The following is a 16,771-nucleotide window of genomic DNA, read 5'->3' on the forward strand; positions in this document are numbered from 1 at the left end:
ATTTGAGGCTTCGCAGTTCAATAAACAATAAGGGAAATAAAGAAATCCCTTGCTCCTTTACATTAAGAAAGCGTTTATTTTATAATTAGTGTAAAACAAACGTTCGAGTGGATTCGCTATTTTAAGAAATATTTTCCGGGAAATATCGAGCCCTCTGGCGAATGGGAATGATTTTGTCGAACTTAGCTGAGAGCTTGGCTAAAAAAGGAGATGCTCTTAATTGATAAAAATTAAGAAAATTGTTTTGCATATATTACAGATGCGTTTGAAAGCCCCATTTTCTACTAGCTATGGAGACATTCACGATCGCGAATTGTTGATCGTAGAAGTAAAGGATGATGATGGTGCAGCCGGTTTTGGAGAAGGGGTTGCTTTTTCCACTCCATGGTATACAGAAGAAACCGTGAAAACAACTGTGCACATGATCGAAGATTTCCTCATTCCGATTTTATCAAAGACGACGTTTCATCATCCTCGTGAGTTGGCTGAATCGTTTCGTTTTATTCGCAGAAATTATATGGCAAAAGCGGCTTTGGAAGGTGCCGTGTGGGATCTATATGCAAAACAGCAAAATATACCTCTTTCACAAGCTCTCGGGGGAATGAAAAAAGAAGTTGAAGCTGGGGTGAGCATCGGTATTCAGCCAACAATAAAAGATTTAATCAGTCTTATTGAACAATATCAGGAGGAAGGATACAAGAGAGTAAAAATAAAGATTAAACCAGGTTGGGATATTGAAGTAGTTAAGGAAATACGGAAGCATTTTCCGAACTTGGATTTAATGGCTGATGCGAACAGTGCCTATACATTAAAAGATATAAATCATCTAAAACAATTGGATGAGTTTCAATTAATGATGATTGAGCAGCCTCTTGCGCACGATGATATTGTGGATCATAGCAAACTTCAAAAAGAATTGGACACACCGATCTGTTTAGATGAAAGTATTTGTTCCTTCGAAGATGCTCGAAAGGCTGTTGAACTTCGAAGCTGCAAAATTATGAATATAAAAATCGGCCGTGTTGGCGGTTTGACAGAAGCAAAAAAAATCCATGATTTTTGCAAAGAGCAAAATGTTCCAGTTTGGTGCGGAGGGATGCTTGAATCAGGGATTGGACGGGCCCATAATATAGCCTTAGCGACACTTGAACAATTCACACTGCCAGGAGATATATCCAGTTCATCTAAGTATTGGGAAGAAGATATTATTGAACCGGAAATATCGGTTTATAATGGAAAAATTGCCTTGCCTGATAACCCGGGGATCGGTTTTCATGTAAGCCGTGAAAAATTAAAAAAATACACTGTTGAAACGAAAGTATTTACCCTATAAACAAAATTATCCTCTGCATGTTTTGCAGAGGATGATTTTGTTTATTTTACAACCAATCTTGGCGCTGCCATAATGAGAATAACAGTAACGACAGCGCATAATACAAACGCTCCTATCATCGTAATGCCGTTTACGATCAAAGAATAAACGACCGCTGACATTCCTTCTGGTGCATATTCTCCGAAGAAAAAGACACCGCTGATAAAATGCCAAAAATAACGTGCAAAAGCTCCGATGAAGACGCCAAAGATGATGAAAACAAGAGCAGAGCTTTTCTTTCCATCTTTCAGCTTATTTTGGATAGTTTTGCAGAAAAGACCGGCTAAACCGATAAAGGAAAAAGCTAGAAAATAGTCGATGAAGCCTTGAACAGGCATCAGGATGTATGCATCACCTAATACAATTTGCAATAATCCCCATAAAAAGCCGGAAATGAAGCCAATCTTTGCACCGGATCGAAACGATAATATGAGTACAGGCACCATGGCAATGGATATAGAAATGGCTGATGATAATTGAATGGAAGGGAGAAGATCAAGTATAACTGCCAATGCTGCAAAGATTGCTGCTTCTATTAATAGTAATAAGCGATTTTTTTCCAAAAATAAAACCCCCTGTATATTATTTGCTATCAACAAATATCCATAAGGGGGAAAAGGCTGTATCATGGATCAGTATACTTCCACATCCCTACGCTAGCATTAACTAACAGGTTCAAAGGGTCTGGACGAAATATCCGTCCACTCTCAGCATATAGCTCCCCTTGTGGATCTGTTGATATTCGAATCTTATGTCTATCATAATAGACTATAAGAAAATTGTCATTCTTTTTTCGCTATATTCAAATAAATTTAAACATGATAAAGCTGAAATGCAGCCTTTGGACAAAAAGTAATGAAAAAAGGGCGTTAACAATAAGAACTTTTTTCAGAATGGGGGTTTTGGTTTGAATCTTAAACGTGAGCGTTATGAAGTAGTGGATGTGGTGCGGGGGGCTGCGATATTTGGCATTTTACTTGTGAATATGGCGCATTTCAGCTATCCAGATGTATATTTATACCAAATAGGCAGCGAAAATTTTTTTACTGAAACATGGAGAACATGGGATTTTCTAACGAAAAATATTTTGGAAATATTTGTACAAATGAAGTTTATTACAATGTTCTCATTATTGTTCGGATTTGGAATCATCATCATGGAGGAACGGGCTTTAGGAAACGGCAGGAACTTTGTTTCTATATATATACGCAGACTGGTGGTGCTTTTTGTATTTGGACTAATTCATTCATTTTTCATTTGGGATGGAGACATTTTAATGGATTATGCTGTGCTGGGGTTTCTTCTCCTTTTTTTCCGGAAGTGTTCCTGGAAAACCCTTTTGGTATGGACTGTATGTTTATTTAGTTTATATTTGCTCCTTATTGGTTTGATGACGGCTGTATCCAATGGTGAGGATGCTTTAGTCCAAAAAAGAGAGCAGGCTGCCTTACTGGAAGAGGAGGCAAGAAACGCAATCCATTCATATCAAAACGGAAGTTTTACTGATATTTTCCATCAGCGTATTCATGATCGGCTTTTTTACATGTCTATGTCTGGCATGTGGCCTTTTCAACCGCTTGTCTATATAATAAACATGCTCCCATATATCAGCATGTTTTTAGTTGGCATGATATTTGCGAAACAAAAGCTTTTTCAAGAACCGGAGAAGCATCGAAGGTTATTAACAGCCATCTGGTTTTTCGGGCTTATCATTGGGCTTCCGTTAAATATTTTTGCGGTCACCGCTGAAAATAGTTTTTACATGGTGTTCGGTGCACCATTTCTCATGTTGTTTTATGTGATCTCTCTCATATTTTTATATTTTCACCCAATCTGTCGGCAAATTGTTAAGAAGATTGCGCCTGTTGGACGCATGTCATTGACAAATTACATCATGCAATCTGTTATTTGTACATATCTTTTTTATCATTACGGATTGGGATTGTACGGTAAAGTATACCCCTTCGCCGGTTTTTGGCTTGCACTCGCAATTTTTGCCGTGCAGCTTATCATCAGCCATATTTGGTTTAAATATTTTCAATTAGGGCCGTTGGAGTGGGTATGGAGAACAGCGATGTATTTCAAGCGCCAGCCTATTCGCATGAAAAAGGAAGTTTCGAAGCATAATAACAGATCAAGATGAATTGTAAAAATGTAGTTTCAAATCTCAGATTTTGAGTTTATGATAGCTCTTTCTTTTTGAAAATAATTTATAGTATGATGGAACAAAGGAGTGTCTAGGCAACATGTTTCTACAAGCAATTTTTATTTTTTTGCTGCAATTATTGTATGTACCAGTATTGACGATCCGAACTATTTTGTTAGTGAAAAATCAAACAAAGGCTGCTGCTGGTATAGGTTTGCTAGAAGCAGCGATTTATATTGTCGCTTTAGGAATAGTTTTTCAAGATTTATCTAATATTTACAATATTAGTGCATATATTATCGGTTTTGGTGCAGGGCTGTTGTTGGGCGGTGAACTGGAGAAAAAGCTGGCTTTTGGATATGTAACATACAATGTGAATTTAATGGATAAAAATTCCGGATTAGTAAAAAAATTGAGGGAGGCTGGTTTTGGGGTTACGGTCTTTCAAGGAGAAGGAATGAATTCGATTAGGTATCGTTTGGAAGTTGTTGCCAAACGGTCTCGGGAGGAAGAATTTTTAAAACTTGTCAATGAAATAGAACCAAAAGCGTTTTTAAGCTCATATGAAATTCGTTCTTTTAAAGGCGGATATTTAACAAAAGCGATGAAAAAGCGGGTAAAGCGTTTAGAAAAAGAACGAACATAACGGTCGAAGGGAGGATGAAGCGTGGATATATTTGCACAAATTGCTGAGGATCGGATCAAAAAGGCATATGAAGAGGGAGAGTTTAAAGAACTTCCCGGGATGGGGAAGCCTCTCCCGCATGACGATTTGTCTGATATTCCGGAAGAACTCCGAATGGCTTATCGTCTTTTGAGAAACGCCGGTATGGTCGATCAAGAAAATGACTTGAAAAAGGAACTATTAACTATTCAAGATTTACTAAAATGCTGTGAAGATGAAGCAGAAAGGAAAAAATTACAACAAAAGCTGTCGGAAAAACAATTAGCATTGGAACGAATCGTGAAGAAAAGGAATATATTCAACACATCTGCATCTCAATTTTATAAAGATAAAGTTTATAAAAAGCTTATTTGACGTTTTCGAAAAAGAATGGTGCCTTTATTTTCGCCATTCTTTTAAATTTGCTGTTTTTTCAAGGCTTCTCTATGGAAGACATAATATAAAGCAAGATTGAAAAAGCCTAAGAAAATGACTATCACCGAAAGCGGAAGCTCCTTTGCAAAACCGACCAAAATTCCAGACAATAAACAGAAGAGAGCAACGAATAAATAAAAATATTTCATAAGTGTCACGACCATTTTTTTGACCCCCAAACAAAGAAAACGTTTTCTTTTATTATAAATCATTTGTCACAAAAACGAAACAAAAAATTCACATTTTGTTCAAAAAATAGACACCGTTTTGACAAAAAGTTATTATACAAAAAGCAGCTTATACTGAATTTATAAAGCTGCTTTAAAGTAAAAACGATTTCTTCTGAAATCTGGCATCTAAACAACAAGGAGGTCTATCTTTATTTTTCTCCTGCAAAAGAAAAAAGAGAATGATGAAAATGGAGCGCGTACACGATTCGCCTGCTTTAGAATCCAAGCTAAACCTCTGATGGATGGCAGATTGGGCGGTTCCTAATGTGACTCGAACATCGTTTTGAGAAGCGTATAGAACCACATATAACAAATCAACTGAAGCAAGCTGATGAGGACAGCAGCTGCGAGTTTTCACAACACTTCAACATCGCTAAGTTAAACACTAATTGCCGTCATTTGCACAAGCCCATTCGCAACGAGCAGCAGAAAGCTCAATTCACTTAAAGAGTGCTCTTTCGTAGGTTCCCCAATTCCTCTGCAATTGCTTGCATTTCGCTGGGGCTGAAAGTATTTTTTTTCATTACATGGTCATAAATTTCTTTTAGGTCTTCATACATATTTACATTAAAATGTGTTGGTTGAACTGCACTGATGTTGATCATATTCAATTTTTCTGTAATTTTTTTAATCATGTATTCCATATTTTCTGCTGATTTTTCACATAAATTCAATTGATTTCATCCTCTCGTTTTTTTATTTGTTTCATTGTATCATGTATTATGAAAGATTGAATATTATGATCAAAAAAATTGATCTTTCCAAACTATTCTTTGCAGCTTATGAAAAAACGATTGAAGCAATGGTTTCAGGAGGTTTCAGCAATGATAAAAGTACTTTTTGTTTGTTTAGGAAATATATGCCGTTCGCCAATGGCTGAGGCGGTTTTTCGTGATTTAGTTAAACGGGAAGGTCTGGAAGATAAAATTTTTGTCGATTCAGCGGGAACGGGAGGCTGGCATGTAGGAAGCCCGCCGCATAGAGGGACTCGAGAAATATTAGACCGTTACCAAATTTCTTATGAAGGTTTAAAAGCACGTCAAATTCATAAGAATGATTTATCAGATTTTGATTATATTATTGCCATGGATGGAGAAAACTTAGGAAATTTGCGCCGGATGGCAGGATATAACAATACGGGTGAAATCAGTCGTTTAATGGATTTCGTACCAGATGCTGATATTTTGGACGTCCCTGATCCGTATTATACTGGGAACTTTGAAGAGGTTTATGACATGGTTGTCAAAGGCTGCAAAGGGCTGCTCCAGAAGATCAAAGAAGAACACCATCTTTCGTAGAAGAGGTGAAAGTCAAATGAAATCGCAAAATAAATTGTTAAAAGGGCTGTTCATCGGAGCGATCGCAGGCGCAGCGCTTTCTTTATTGGATAAAAAAACAAGGGACAATGTAATCAGCAAAAGCAGATCAGCTTTTAGCAAAATCAAGCAGTGCGCAGAAAATCCGATGGAGATTGCTGATAAAACAAAGGAAAAAATGAACTCTGTCAAAAGAACAATCGAGCAAACAATCGAAGATATTGAATTTGTTTCTGAAAAAGTGAAAGAATTAAAAGAAACGACACCGAAAGTAATGGAAATAATGAAAGAAGCAAAAGAGAAATGGAAGGAGCGCCTTTGACAGAAACTAGTTTGAAATGAGGTGCCAAGATGGATGACCACATCAACCTTCTTCAAATCGCTAAAGAGCTTTTTAAACGGTTTAAAGAAGATGAAATATCAAGTTTAGCTGCGGAGTTAGCCTACTTCTTTCTTTTGTCTCTTTTTCCATTCCTTATTTTTTTAATGAATCTCCTTGCATATTTGCCCCTCTCTTCAGATGTTGTTCTTGATTTTGTCGCACAATATGCACCGGGAAATACAATGAAATTGATCGAAAACAATGTGAGGCATATTATTGAAACTCAAAATGTGACCCTTTTGTCGTTCGGAGTCATTGGAACAATTTGGTCTGCCTCAAATGGGATTAATGCGATTGTCAGAGCTTTTAATAAAGCATATCAAGTGGAAGAAAACCGTCATTTCCTTGTAGCTCGCTTGATGTCTATTTTGTTGACTTTTGCCATGATTTTAGTCATTTTAGTTGCACTGCTGCTTCCGGTGTTTGGCAGAGAGATAGGCTTGTTTATATTTCGGGCGTTCGGATTTACAGAAGTGTTTTTAACGATATGGAATACGATAAGATGGTTATTAAGTGCTGTTATTTTGTGCATCGTTTTTACAGGACTGTATTTTATTGCGCCAAATAAACGGATGAAAATTTCTGAAGCATATCCAGGCGCTTTATTTGCTACCGTTGGCTGGATTGTTGTTTCTCTTCTTTTTTCTTACTATGTCGGAAATTTTGGGAATTTCAGCGTGACATATGGAAGCCTCGGCGGGGTGATCATTCTTCTAATTTGGTTTTATCTTTCCGCGGTTATTATTATATTAGGCGGGGAGATCAATGCAATTTTATCAAAAAATTCCAATAATTAATAAAGGCCGCCATTTATTTCGAAGACTTTTTTTCATTTCACATGGTCATATTAAAAATGAGGCTGAAAAAATTGACGTAAACAGGAGGACATACGAGTGGCAAAGCAATCAAAAAAAGGCGGTCAACACAACAAGCAAAACTCAAAATCCAAGCCGAAGCATAAAACAAGCGGAAGTGCGAACGGCCAAAACGGCTACCATTAAAAGAGATATTATCAAGCGCATTCCTCGGGCTGTCGACTTTTTCGACAGCCCGGGTTTTTGTATTCAGCAAGAATTTAGCTATGTTTGCCATGAGTTCAGAGCTTTAATTTTATATTAAATAAAGTTCGGCAAGAGGTGAGTGTCTGCGTGTTGAAGCTTCTTTTTTTTGCGGGAATGTTCGCATCGGACCTCCGGCGGCGGAAGGCTTCTTTTGCGTTTTCTACTCAGCCATTTCTAAATATCGATCATAAATAGAAGCATAAATGTGTTCAATGTCCGCATCCGTCATGTACATAAGCGTTTCCCGATCAATATTTCCTATTTTTTCAATAAAATCAATCATATTTTTTCTTTCCTGCCGTTTCATCATTTTTCCCCTCTCCTCTATAATGTTATGATACAGTTTTTTTATTTTGAAACTATTATATAACAGATGGAGTAGATGTTCAACTTATTTTTTAATTTTTTTCCCGCAATTTGTATTAATTGCAAATAAAAAAATTAATCAATTACAATAAAATTGTAGATATTAATGGAGGAGATGATACAGCATGGAATTTCAAATGAAGGAAATTGGATATAAAACAACTTTTGAATACGGAGAACTGCATGTGGCAGGTGATGTTACATACGGATTCCGTCCATTTCAATTGATGGTTTCCGCCATTGCTGGCTGCAGCGGAAGTGTTTTCAGAAAAATTTTAGATAAAAAAAGAATCGTTTATGACGATATTACGATTCAAGCTGAAGTTGAACGGAACGAAGAAAAAGCGAACAGAATTGAAAAAATTCATCTTCATTTCATCATTTCAAGTTCCAGCGAGGATTTGGACCGTGAGCAAATTCAAAAATGCTTGGAGCTGGCGCACAAAAATTGTCCAATGGTTCAATCAGTAGAAGGCAGCATCAACATTACGGAAACATTTGAACTAAAATAAAAGCTTTTATGAGCAAAAAAATTGTTTTTAGAAAAAAATGTAATACAATAAATGTGTATAATTCCGATCTGATTTCTAGGAGGTAATGTGATGACACAAACGAAGCTTGCCCGCCAGGCCGAATATGAAATTGATTCTATTTATTTAAAACGCTGGTCTCCGCGTTCGTTTTTAACTAAAGAGGTCCCGGAGGATGTGTTACTAAGCCTTTTTGAAGCAGCACGCTGGGCGCCTTCTGCTTTCAATTTCCAGCCATGGCGTTTTATTATCGCTCGCACAGAGGAAGACCGCAAAAGATTTATGTCATTCATTGGCGAGTTTAATCAAATTTGGTGCAAAAACGTCCCGGTTTTTGCCTTGATTATTTCTAAAAAGACTAGCGAGCGGGGGGAAATCGGCTCCCACGCCTTTGATGCAGGTGCAGCTTGGGGCTATTTATCATTAGAAGCAACAAGAAAAGGCTTGATTACGCATCCGATGACAGGCATAGACTTTGAAAAAGCACGTCAAGTTTTAAACATCCCTGAAGAGTATGCAATCAATGCGCTCATTGCAATTGGCTATCAAGGGGAAAAAGAAGCTCTGCCGGAAAGCCTGCAGGAAAGAGAGGCACCAACCCCTCGTCGTCCTATAAAAGAATCCATTTTTGAAGGCCTTTTTGGCGAATCGCTGAATGAATAAAAGTTTCAACAAAAAAATAGAAGCAGATGATAGAGATCTGCTTCTATTTCATTTTTATGAAGAGGAATTGTGGCATTGCCGATTTACCACATTTAGTTCTGAAAAATTTCCTTTCAGTTATTACGCTAGAGTCGAAGGTGTAAAAGTTCGTCCGGCAAATTCAAAAACAAATAGTTATACGGCCTCGCTAAAACGGCGTTTATGTTGGATTGTAAAGTAGGTGATCGTTGCGAGAACAAACACGATCATAAAAGTGAGCAAAATAAATGCATTTTGCCACATAAACGCATAATCGCCGCTCGAAATGACTGAACGGAAGCCGGCTACGGAATATGTCATTGGCAGCCAGTTGTGGAGCGGCTGCAACGCTGTTGGGATTAACTCTAACGGGAAGGTACCGGCGCTTGTAGTTAATTGTAAGATTAAGATAATGATTGCTAAAAATCTTCCCGGATCACTTAACGTTGTGACAAGCAGCTGAATTAACGTCATGAACGTTAAGCTTGTGATGATCGTAAATACGATAAATCTCGCAATACTTTGCACTTCAATGCCTACTCCTGCTAGTAAAATTGTATCGGCTATCAACGATTGCATGACGCTGATCATAACGAGAACACCAAACTTGCTAAAAAACCAACTCATTCCCGTTTTAGGTGTAGTTGCTGGTTCACGAAGAGGGTACACAATTGTTACGAGCAATGCGCCGACAAACAATCCCAGCGATAAGAAGTACGGAGCAATCCCCGTTCCATAGTTAGGAACTTCGTTTAATTTTTCGTTTTTAATTTTAATAGGTTTTGCAAACATATCGTATATTTCTTTGTCCGCTTTGACGTTGCTGGCATCTTTGGCTCCATCATGCAATTTTTCTGCCAATTCATTAGAACCTTTATCCAGCGTCGTCATTCCTTCCGTCAATTGACCAGACCCGTTAGAGAGCTGCTCGATTCCGTGTGAAAAGTTTCCTAACCCATTTGTGAGTTTTTCCATTCCGTTTGCTAATTCGCCGGAACCAGCAGCAAGCTGATTAGTGCCATCTTGCAGTTGATCAGAACCGGAAGCGAGATCATGCAAGCCGGCTGATAATTGTCCGCTTCCTTCCATCAGCTGGGTTATTCCGCTTTTCGCTTCATTCATTTTTTCACCGAATGTCGATAATCCTTGGGAGAGATCCTTCTGTCCGCCAGCTAATGATTCGGCACCTGCGGCGAGCTGCTCTTGCCCTGCTACTAGTCGTTTGAGACCGTCGCTTAAAGCGACTGTTCCGCTATGCAATTGCGCTGATCCAGAAGAAAGCTGATCAGCTCCATCTTTCAATGCTGCAGCATTTTCGGAAAGCTGACTGATACCGCTTGTTACTTGTTTGCTTCCATCCGCCAGCTGCCCTATACTTGCACGCAGTTCTTTGAGTGCCGTTTTTTGCTGCGGATCAGATGTTTGAGCGATCATAGCATCAAGCCGTGCTGTCAGCTGTTCCAGTCCGGCACTCACCTGTGCCGCTCCCGTTTTCGTTTGTTCTGCTCCCTTAGCCCATTGTCCGAGTGATGACGACAGATTGCTGGCTCCGCTTCGTACTTGCTCGGCTCCGTTTGCGAGCTGAGGAGCTTTTTCATTTATTTGTTTCATTCCATGAAGTGATTGCTTTAATCCATCCGCCAGCTGCTGAGAACCATTTCTTGCCTTTTCTGCACCATCGAGCAATTTCTCTTGGGCTGCAATCAATTGGTCAAGACCGGAATTAAAACGGTTCATTCCGCTGTTCAGACGCTCGGCTCCGGAACTAGCGGATTGCAGCCCATTTTTAAATATCAATGATTTTTCAGCCATCGTTTTTAAATGTCCATATATTTCTTGAACTCCTTGTTCCGCAGAGAGCGCGCCGTTGTACAGCTCTTGTGAACCATCTTTGGCCGAATCAACCCCGTCCTTCAGCTTTATTGCTCCTTGTTTTGCTGAATCAATGCCATCATGCAGTTTCTTTGCTCCTTCGCTTGCCGATTCGAGCCCTTCTGCCAGCTTCTTAATATTTTGGAACATCGTTTCGGCATATGTTTCCGTTAATGTATCACCAACTTCTTCTTTCAGTTTTTCAATGGTTTTATCCCCGATTTGTGCTGCGAAAAAGTTCATGCTCTCATTCGGCATATAAATGAGCTCCATTTTTTGAGGGTGTTCGTCCTTTATCGTAGTTGCATGCTTTGAAAAGTTTTCTGGAATTTTGATAACTAGATAATATTTCCGGTTTTTTAATCCGTTTTCCGCTTCTTTCTCGTCAACAAATTCCCAAGAAAGCTGCTTTTTCTTTTTTAGATTTTCCACTAGATCGTCGCCGATCTTTAACTTTTCCCCATTCAATGTTGCCCCTTTGTCTTGATTGACTACAGCGACCGGCAATCTCTCTAAGTGGCCATACGGATCTCCAAATCCCCATATAAACATTCCGCTATACATAATGGGGATAAATAAAATAGCGATAACAGGAATCAAAATTTTCCGATTCGCTACAATCATTTTTAGCTCATGTAAAAATAATGAGATTCCACGCAACGGTTATCTCCTTCCTTTTTCGTACTTTTGACTATTTTGCTCATTTAGTCATTTTATGATAAAAGAAGAAGGACTATCTATTTCGACAATCCTTTTAAAAAATACAGCTCAAATAATTCAGCGATTTTCTCCTTTGGCAGCGGCTCATGTTCCTTTTCCCAATCAAAGTTTAGGGCGATATACATTTTTAACATTAAAAAGGCGGTGATTTCGGAATCACAGTTGCGAATTTCTCCTTTTTTTATGGCGTTGTCAATTTTTTCGCGGATAAAGGCGATAATCGCCCGATCCAATCTTTTCATCACTTCTTGAACGGCCGGAGTCCCGATATCCCGAATTTCTTGGAGAAGCTTAATTGTTAATGGATGTTGCTTTCGAAACTCTGCAATGCGATATAAAGCGCGATGGGCGTTTTCAAGAAATGGACGATCGGGGTCCATTGCATGCTCTGCCGTTTCTTTTATTTCTACAATAACTGAGGAAATAATTTCGTCTAACAAATCCTCTTTACTTTTAAAAAACGTATAAATTGTTCCTTTGCCTACATTCGCGAGTTTCGCCACTTGTTCTATCGTCGTTGCCTTATACCCGAATAAGGAAAAAGATTTTGTCGCCGCATCAATAATATTTTGTTTTCGATCGATAGCCATGCTCCTCATCCTCTTGATTGACTAAATGGACATTTTGGTCATTTCGTTAAAATTATCATACTATATTGCCTGATTAAAATAAAGGGGTTTTTTTACAAAATGATCGACAGGCTTTACACATGCGGCTGTCCTCATTTTTAAAAAGGGAAGAAGGTCCAAGCACGGTAACGTTGTGAAAACCACCACGTTATAGTATACCGTCAATCATCCGAAGCTGTACTTGATGAAAGGTTTCTACTTCATACATAAGATGGGAACGAGAATTTTTTTCTTGTTGTTGTATTTTTTAGATTTGAGTATTTTGCACATGGTGTCCTCTAAATGATAGAGCAGAAGGAACAAAATAATCAATTACCAAATAAACTAAAATCCGTTTTCAACGAATTAGAAATCTTGAAACATCTTCGAAAGGCAAACATCCAAAAAAATCTCTGATTCACCTGTTCTTATTTGTTTCAACTGGTGTTTTGCCTCATTTTCCAACAGAAGAACTGGTTCCGGCTTTTGGACTCTAAAAAAGCGGATCAGCTGCCAGTCAAGGATGCGGTCTACCGTTTCCTCAACCATGGCGCCGTTCTACTTTCCTTTAGTTCCTCGGTCATTGCCAAGGTTAGTAGCCTAACAGATAAATACCGGGTAAAAGTATTCATTATTGATGATTCGATGTTTGAACGGAATCGCAGTAAGAAAGTGGAACTGCTTGCATGTTGTATGGATCACTTGTCGCTCCGGAAGCGATTCTATAAAGGCTTTCGTATGCTTACTTTAGGCTGGTCTGACGGCTACTCCTTTATGCCGATTGACTTTTCTTTATTGGGCTCCAAAAAGGCTCAAATCAATGGGATTTCAGAAAAAATAGATAAGCGTACATCAGGGGATAAATGCTGTGTTGAGGCATTACAGACAGCACCAGAACAAATCCCTGCTATGCTTGAGCGTGCCTTGACCGCAGGGTTGGAGCCCGTTACGTCTTGATGGATACATGGTTTACTCAACAACCTCTCATTCAAGCAATCGTGGAACAGGGACTTGATGTGATCGGCATGGTGAAAGCGACCAATCAACACTATCTCGTAGGGGACTGAGCCGTCTCTTTAAAAGAACTCTATCGATTGTCTAATCCGGTTCAAGGAAAGAAAGGAATCCTTCGTTCCATTCACACGGTGATGGCAAATGGAATACCAGTTAAAGTGGTCTTCATTCAAAACCGAAACAAGAAAAACGAATGGGTGGCCATTCTTAGCACCGATTGTACCCTGACAGAACAAGAAATCGTGCGCATCTATGGAATACGCTGGGACATCGAAGTATTTTTCAAGACGACTAAGTCACTGTTGCGCCTTCAGGAAGAATTCCAAGGCCGTTCTTTCGACTTGCTTATCAGCCATACCAACATTGTGTTTACTCGTTACATCGTTCTCTCGTGGCAAAATCAATGTAACACGGATGATCGGACCATTGGCGGTCTCTTTTATGAACTATGCGATGAAATCAATGAACTGGATTGGGCTGTAGCTTTACAGCAGTTGATCGAGCTTCTTCAAGATACCCTAAAAAAGATAAATAAAATGACAAAAAAATCATTGAAAGTCAACTACAGCAATGGATTGCAGGCCTTCCTAGTTATATCAAGGCTTATTTGCCAATTTCTATCTGCGAAAGTTGAGTTAGTAATTAAAATAAAATCAAAAATAAAGGAGAAAATGGATATGACTATTACTAGCAATTATCTTCATTCCCCTGCACTTAAAACAGTACAGGGGAATGTTGTAAAGATTTTATACAGCGAAAATGTGTATCAATCTATTTTCCCAGTAGCCTATATATCAGCACAATACCAATTAATAACACGGGTATTTGAACCGATAACTTAATTAAGCTATTTGTGAATATATACTCACCTATTAAAACGACTAATCCTGCAAAAATTGCAGATATAATAGCTTTTTTCATAATTTTCAACCCTTTTTATTGAGGTAAGACAATAGGAGGATATTTATTACCATAAGTATATTTAACATAAATCGGGACACCTGTTATATACTCAGATATTATGGCTCCTACAACAGCTCCTGCAACTGCGCCAGCTATTCCAAATATACTACCTAGATATGCTGCACCACCAGAAATTCCACCTTTTACTATGGCTCGAACATCAGTCTTAGTCAACCACAGTTCGATTCCCCACCAATGAAATTTAATTGCTCTTTTTCCTTCAGAAGCTTTAGCGTAACTAATAGTTTTAGCTGAAACGTCTTTAGGCATTACAACAACACTATTTCCTACTACCGCTGTATTAGCTCCACTGATGGTCTCTAAATTATTATTAGCTTGAGATACTAAATTGTTAACAATCTCAAAATCTCTTTCAGAAAGAATCTCCTTTAACTTTTTCTCATCTTTCAATACAAATTTATTTTCTTCGACAACAACATATTGATCAGCTGTTTGAATTAGATTTTCTGATAACGATACATTATATCCTTGAGAATAGACGTTTAATGTTCTTGTTTTTCTGCCGCAAACGCTGAGTATGATGGTAATGTACTTCCTAACAAAGATAAACTTAAAGCCCCTAGTAAAATTTTTTTACGCATATTAAATTACCTCCTTAGTATATTAATTTCTATCACACCTTATAGACGTTAATTTTATTAATATAGTTCCATATATTTCATTTTTGACATAAAAATACCATTAAATAAAGTATTCTAGAACTTTATTACTGGTAGACTAAATACCAACAAACTCGAAAATCCTTAAAAGAATGAAACTAATTACAATGCCTTAATGGATAAGTGACCTTTATTTTTTCTCTTTCAGTAGCTTACTTAACGCTTGTTCCCAAAATGGAATACCGTCTACAAAACCCGCTTCTTTGCAACGTCTCATCTCATTTTTAATCTTTTGAATGGCCTTTTCTAATTTTTCCATATTTACAGCAATCGTCCGGGACACCGATCTATCATGCCCTGTCTGAATTCAAGGGATGGTAAAAAAAGGTATACATATCGGTCTGTCATGGCAAGGGATGAGAGTCCAAAAGCGCTTACAGATGAAATTCAAAAAATGGTTCCCTAACCTATGACTTACATCTGTTTTCAGCGAATCAAAAAAGTTCCCACAAAGTCTTGACTGACTCTTTGCAAAATGCTCGATTTATCAAAATATAGTGCTTATGTCAGAATAAAAATAATTTTTACGGACAAATTTTTTCCATAATTGTAAACGGCCTTTTTTTAGAAGGAAATGTTTATTTTAAACAACTTTTGTTAAAATAAGTAAGCAAAGTTTTCGGGAAAATTATTGCTAAATATGGGTGGTGAGCTTTATGTTCAATCGTATATTATCGATCTTGGTTGTTGTTGGATTGCCGTTGTCCGTTATTGGCAGTTTGATGCATTGGAATGCACTGCTTCTATTTGCAATTTATTGTTTAACGATTATCGGACTTGCCAGTTTTATGGGAAGAGCGACAGAAAGCTTGGCGATTGTGGCAGGTCCACGAATTGGCGGACTGTTGAATGCGACTTTTGGGAACGCTGTTGAGCTCATTATTTCAATCTTTGCGTTAAAAGCAGGTTTAATTTCAGTTGTTTTAGCATCTCTCACAGGTTCTGTAATCGGCAACTTGCTGCTTGTTGCAGGTTTATCGTTTTTTGTTGGTGGATTAAAGTACAAGCGGCAGAAGTTTAATGAATACGACGCAAGACATAATTCTGGATTGTTAATGTTTGCGGTCATTGTTGCCTTTGTCATTCCAGAAGTGTTTGCACAAACAATGAATGATACGGACACATTGACGTTAAGCATTGGCATTTCCATCATTATGATCGGGCTCTATTTAGCCGCGTTGTTTTTTAAATTGGTAACCCATCGGGGAGTTTATCAGAAAAAAGAGGAGCAGATCGAAGAACACGAAAGCCCGGAATGGTCTGGCAAGATCGCAACCATCATTTTGTTTTTGGCAACAATTGCGGTTGCATATGTTTCGGAAAATCTTGTACATACGTTTGAAACGGTCGCACATGAACTTGGCTGGAGTGAATTATTTATTGGGGTAATTGTCGTTGCCATTGTTGGAAATGCAGCGGAGCATGCGTCTGCGATTATTATGGCTTACAAAAATAAAATGGATGTAGCGGTTGAAATCGCCATCGGATCAACCTTGCAGATTGCCATGTTTGTTGCGCCTTTGCTTGTATTAATTTCGCTTCTGTTTTCAGAAAAAATGCCGCTCGTCTTTACACTTCCTGAGTTGATTGCCATGGCGACAGGAGTACTGCTCATGATTGTAATTTCCAATGACGGCGATACGAACTGGTTTGAAGGGGCTACTTTGCTTGCTGCTTATGTCATCATGGGGATAGGCTTCTATCTATTATAGGAAGATATTTTGCGGATAA

18 protein-coding genes, 1 pseudogene and 1 riboswitch are annotated in these 16,771 nt (G+C 38.2%); of the genes and pseudogenes, 11 read left to right on the forward strand and 8 right to left on the reverse strand.

Annotated features, from left to right (window positions below; all coding sequences use genetic code 11):
• Window positions 1-223: 223 nt before the first annotated feature.
• Window positions 224-1,333, forward strand: coding sequence for an o-succinylbenzoate synthase (gene menC / locus NSQ61_RS18545; protein ID WP_339211647.1), 1,110 nt, complete (start codon window positions 224-226; stop codon window positions 1,331-1,333).
• 41 nt (window positions 1,334-1,374) lie between these two features.
• Here the strand turns inward: menC and thiT are convergent, their stop codons facing one another.
• Window positions 1,375-1,935 carry an energy-coupled thiamine transporter ThiT gene (gene thiT / locus NSQ61_RS18550; RefSeq protein ID WP_094244462.1) on the reverse strand — a complete coding sequence of 187 codons (561 nt, stop codon included), beginning with the start codon at window positions 1,933-1,935 and terminating at the stop codon, window positions 1,375-1,377.
• Between the two features lie 68 nt (window positions 1,936-2,003).
• A riboswitch (TPP riboswitch) is annotated at window positions 2,004-2,107 on the reverse strand.
• A 172-nt stretch (window positions 2,108-2,279) separates the two neighbouring features.
• On the opposite strand from thiT, the gene NSQ61_RS18555 reads away from it, so the two are divergent.
• The 3 genes from NSQ61_RS18555 to NSQ61_RS18565 all read left to right on the forward strand — a co-directional run bounded on the left by NSQ61_RS18555 (window position 2,280) and on the right by NSQ61_RS18565 (window position 4,557).
• Window positions 2,280-3,515 carry a DUF418 domain-containing protein gene (locus tag NSQ61_RS18555; protein WP_340807858.1) on the forward strand — a complete coding sequence of 412 codons (1,236 nt, stop codon included), beginning with the start codon at window positions 2,280-2,282 and terminating at the stop codon, window positions 3,513-3,515.
• Window positions 3,516-3,618: 103 nt separating this feature from the next.
• On the forward strand, window positions 3,619-4,164 hold the full coding sequence (locus tag NSQ61_RS18560; RefSeq protein ID WP_063386777.1) for a DUF2179 domain-containing protein: 546 nt from the start codon (window positions 3,619-3,621) through the stop codon (window positions 4,162-4,164).
• Window positions 4,165-4,185: 21 nt separating this feature from the next.
• On the forward strand, window positions 4,186-4,557 hold the full coding sequence (locus NSQ61_RS18565) for a DnaJ family domain-containing protein (protein WP_063386776.1): 372 nt from the start codon (window positions 4,186-4,188) through the stop codon (window positions 4,555-4,557).
• A 41-nt stretch (window positions 4,558-4,598) separates the two neighbouring features.
• Here the strand turns inward: NSQ61_RS18565 and NSQ61_RS18570 are convergent, their stop codons facing one another.
• Complete coding sequence (locus tag NSQ61_RS18570) at window positions 4,599-4,781, reverse strand: hypothetical protein (protein ID WP_063386775.1); 183 nt, start codon at window positions 4,779-4,781, stop codon at window positions 4,599-4,601.
• 509 nt (window positions 4,782-5,290) lie between these two features.
• Window positions 5,291-5,521: a DUF1128 domain-containing protein gene (locus NSQ61_RS18575; protein WP_063386774.1), complete on the reverse strand. Its 231-nt coding sequence runs from the start codon at window positions 5,519-5,521 to the stop codon at window positions 5,291-5,293.
• Between the two features lie 150 nt (window positions 5,522-5,671).
• Between NSQ61_RS18575 and NSQ61_RS18580 the strand changes: the two genes are divergently transcribed.
• The 3 genes from NSQ61_RS18580 to NSQ61_RS18590 are packed head-to-tail and all read left to right on the forward strand — an operon-like array spanning window position 5,672 to window position 7,342.
• On the forward strand, window positions 5,672-6,145 hold the full coding sequence (locus NSQ61_RS18580) for a low molecular weight protein-tyrosine-phosphatase (protein ID WP_130156865.1): 474 nt from the start codon (window positions 5,672-5,674) through the stop codon (window positions 6,143-6,145).
• Window positions 6,146-6,161: 16 nt separating this feature from the next.
• Window positions 6,162-6,485, forward strand: coding sequence for a YtxH domain-containing protein (locus NSQ61_RS18585; RefSeq protein WP_311066515.1), 324 nt, complete (start codon window positions 6,162-6,164; stop codon window positions 6,483-6,485).
• Window positions 6,486-6,514: 29 nt separating this feature from the next.
• Window positions 6,515-7,342 (forward strand): YihY/virulence factor BrkB family protein, encoded by an 828-nt coding sequence (locus NSQ61_RS18590; protein ID WP_063386771.1) that lies wholly within the window; start codon window positions 6,515-6,517, stop codon window positions 7,340-7,342.
• 424 nt (window positions 7,343-7,766) lie between these two features.
• On the opposite strand, the gene NSQ61_RS18595 is transcribed toward NSQ61_RS18590, so the two are convergent.
• On the reverse strand, window positions 7,767-7,916 hold the full coding sequence (locus NSQ61_RS18595; RefSeq protein ID WP_375338764.1) for a BH0509 family protein: 150 nt from the start codon (window positions 7,914-7,916) through the stop codon (window positions 7,767-7,769).
• Between the two features lie 181 nt (window positions 7,917-8,097).
• Here NSQ61_RS18595 and NSQ61_RS18600 point away from each other — a divergent pair, with 181 nt between their 5' ends.
• Both NSQ61_RS18600 and NSQ61_RS18605 read left to right on the forward strand, forming a co-directional pair.
• Window positions 8,098-8,484 (forward strand): OsmC family protein, encoded by a 387-nt coding sequence (locus tag NSQ61_RS18600; RefSeq protein ID WP_063386769.1) that lies wholly within the window; start codon window positions 8,098-8,100, stop codon window positions 8,482-8,484.
• Window positions 8,485-8,574: 90 nt separating this feature from the next.
• Window positions 8,575-9,165, forward strand: a complete 591-nt coding sequence (locus NSQ61_RS18605; RefSeq protein WP_063386768.1) for a nitroreductase family protein — start codon at window positions 8,575-8,577, stop codon at window positions 9,163-9,165.
• 174 nt (window positions 9,166-9,339) lie between these two features.
• On the opposite strand, the gene NSQ61_RS18610 is transcribed toward NSQ61_RS18605, so the two are convergent.
• Together NSQ61_RS18610 and NSQ61_RS18615 are read right to left on the reverse strand one after the other, a co-directional pair.
• A complete protein-coding gene (locus NSQ61_RS18610) occupies window positions 9,340-11,715 on the reverse strand; it encodes a YhgE/Pip domain-containing protein (protein ID WP_340807864.1) in 2,376 nt (791 codons plus the stop codon).
• Window positions 11,716-11,792: 77 nt separating this feature from the next.
• Window positions 11,793-12,365: a TetR/AcrR family transcriptional regulator gene (locus NSQ61_RS18615; protein WP_066247743.1), complete on the reverse strand. Its 573-nt coding sequence runs from the start codon at window positions 12,363-12,365 to the stop codon at window positions 11,793-11,795.
• A gap of 321 nt (window positions 12,366-12,686) precedes the next feature.
• Here NSQ61_RS18615 and NSQ61_RS18620 point away from each other — a divergent pair.
• Window positions 12,687-14,031 (forward strand): annotated as a pseudogene (locus tag NSQ61_RS18620) (IS4 family transposase).
• Window positions 14,032-14,333: 302 nt separating this feature from the next.
• Here the strand turns inward: NSQ61_RS18620 and NSQ61_RS18625 are convergent.
• On the reverse strand, window positions 14,334-14,771 hold the full coding sequence (locus NSQ61_RS18625) for a hypothetical protein (RefSeq protein ID WP_340807867.1): 438 nt from the start codon (window positions 14,769-14,771) through the stop codon (window positions 14,334-14,336).
• Window positions 14,772-15,170: 399 nt separating this feature from the next.
• Window positions 15,171-15,299 (reverse strand): hypothetical protein, encoded by a 129-nt coding sequence (locus NSQ61_RS18630; RefSeq protein WP_311066512.1) that lies wholly within the window; start codon window positions 15,297-15,299, stop codon window positions 15,171-15,173.
• Window positions 15,300-15,696: 397 nt separating this feature from the next.
• Here NSQ61_RS18630 and cax point away from each other — a divergent pair, with 397 nt between their 5' ends.
• Window positions 15,697-16,752 (forward strand): calcium/proton exchanger, encoded by a 1,056-nt coding sequence (cax, locus tag NSQ61_RS18635; RefSeq protein WP_130156871.1) that lies wholly within the window; start codon window positions 15,697-15,699, stop codon window positions 16,750-16,752.
• Window positions 16,753-16,771 lie beyond the last annotated feature (19 nt).

The sequence above is a fragment of the Aeribacillus sp. FSL K6-1121 genome, assembly GCF_038003725.1.
Lineage (GTDB): Bacteria > Bacillota > Bacilli > Bacillales > Aeribacillaceae > Aeribacillus > Aeribacillus composti.